Consider the following 1,319-nt stretch of genomic DNA (forward strand, 5'->3'; position numbering starts at 1 on the left):
CCTGTCAATTCCGTGCTAATGGAAAATGGTAAAGTCTATGTGGTGGTCGACAACGATTTGATTAGAAACCAAACTCTGCTCGATAACCTAGAGCAAGGCCATATTGGCTTTTGTACCACCCAAGTCACCAAGATGAATAGGGTGTTCTACGAAAGAACCACCTTTAATGCCGATATCAGCGATTGGGACACCTCTAATGTCACCTCTATGAATAGTGTGTTTTATAAAGCGAAAGCCTTTAATCAAAATATCGGTCATTGGGATACGTCCAATGTGACTAATATGGCGGGCATGTTTTGGGAGGCAGATGCTTTTAATCAAGATATAGGTCACTGGGATACATCTAATGTAACTGATATGGGGGCCATGTTTTCTGGCGCAAAGGCCTTTAATCAAGATATAGGTCATTGGGATACCTCTAATGTGACTGATATGAGTTTTATGTTAAATACAGATGCTTTTAATCAAGATATAGGTTATTGGGATACCTCTAATGTCACTGATATGAGGGGCATGTTTCATTTTGCAAAGGCTTTTAATCAAGATATCGGTTATTGGGATACGTCCAAAGTGACCACTATGGCGCATATGTTTTTATCGGCTGATGTTTTTAATCAAGATATCGGTCACTGGAACACCTCTAATGTGACTAGCATGCAGTCCATGTTTTGGGACGCTGATGCTTTTAATCAAGCTATCGGTCATTGGGATACGTCTAATGTGACTGATATGAGGAGCATGTTTTATTTGGCAAAGGCTTTTAATCAAGATATAGGCTTCTGGGATACGTCAAGTGTTACCAATATGAAAGAGATGTTTAAAGGCAATGCCATCTTTTCACAAGACTTAAGCAACTGGAATGTTAGCCAAGTGACTGAGCATACCGACTTTGCTAAAGACAGTATATTAACTGAGGAGCAGCTGCCGATATTTGCCCAGTAGCGGGTGATCCTTTTAGACTTATTAGTTAGCTTTGAGCCTCGCACAAGCGAGGCTTTATTCTATTTTACGCATGAAGCTATTTATTTTCTCATATTTAATATTTGTATTACGTAGTTTCAAATAAATGATGGCTTTAAGGTTTAAACTATCATTATAACTTGTTCTTAAGTGTGATTTTTCTCGATATATTTTTGTTTTATATATGATTACCTTGATTAATTATTACTTTTAAATCGGGTTTTAGTATTATTTTCCTCTCATTAAAATAAAAATATAGAAAATAATACATCATGAAATTAACGTCTGTTATTTTAGCCTGCATGGCTTTGGGTAGTGCGGCAAGCTTTGCCGTAGAAGATCATACCATTCGTTGTGAT

The 1,319-nt window shown here is 37.1% G+C and carries 1 protein-coding gene; it reads left to right on the top strand.

What is annotated here, in order from left to right; all coding sequences use genetic code 11:
• Positions 1–942: BspA family leucine-rich repeat surface protein (locus tag MHN79_RS20740; RefSeq protein ID WP_239174889.1), on the top strand; the 942-nt coding region annotated here is incomplete at its 5' end.
• Between the last annotated feature and the right edge of the window lie 377 nt (positions 943–1,319).

Source organism: Vibrio sp. Of14-4, assembly GCF_022347625.1.
In the GTDB taxonomy this organism is placed as follows: domain Bacteria; phylum Pseudomonadota; class Gammaproteobacteria; order Enterobacterales; family Vibrionaceae; genus Vibrio; species Vibrio pristinus.